Origin of the sequence: Rugamonas fusca (assembly GCF_014042365.1) — a bacterium.
GTDB classification, from domain to species: Bacteria; Pseudomonadota; Gammaproteobacteria; order Burkholderiales; family Burkholderiaceae_D; genus Rugamonas; species Rugamonas fusca.
Map to the genome: position 1 here is coordinate 1 of NZ_JACEZS010000070.1, position 627 is coordinate 627.

Below are 627 nucleotides of genomic sequence, written 5' to 3' on the forward strand. Positions count from 1 at the left end.
CGTCCAACAAGAACAAGACCGTTATTGCGACCAAAACAAGGGCGCAGCCTCCGACCAATTTAGCCTCTCAGGGTTTCGGTCATCCTCACGAAGACGATTGCGCCAGATAGTAAGGTTAGGCCCGCCACCAGCCACAGGGCCGCGACCAATCCGAACAGATCGGCTGTGATGCCGGCAAGGATTGCACCGAACGCATAGCCGAGGTCACGCCAGAGTCGGTACACGCCCACGGCAGAAGCGCGCCAAGCGGGGTGCGCTACGTCACCAATGGCGGCGAGCAAAGTGGGATAGACCATTGCCGTCCCGACGCCAAGAAGAACGCCGCCCAAACCGAAGCTTAGAAAACTCGCACCTAGCGCAGTGACCACAATGCCAGTCGCTTGTACCCACATGCCCCACACAATCAGTTGCTTGCGACCAATGGAGTCGGACAGCGCTCCAGTGAAAATTTGCGCCATCCCCCAGACCGCAGGGTAAATGGCGGCGAGCGTGCCGATCTGCGCCAGGCTCATGCCGGCGGTGGCGAAGACCAGGGGAAACAAGCCCCAGACCATGCCGTCGTTCAGATTGTTGACAAGCCCCGCTTGGCTGACACTGGACAGATTTCGATCGGTCAGCGAGGCACGG

At 59.8% G+C, this 627-nt stretch carries 1 protein-coding gene; it reads right to left on the reverse strand.

Going from position 1 to position 627, the window contains the following annotated elements:
• Positions 1-59: 59 nt before the first annotated feature.
• A partial coding sequence (locus H3H36_RS26350; protein WP_182220989.1) for an MFS transporter occupies positions 60-627 on the reverse strand: 568 nt, incomplete at its 5' end.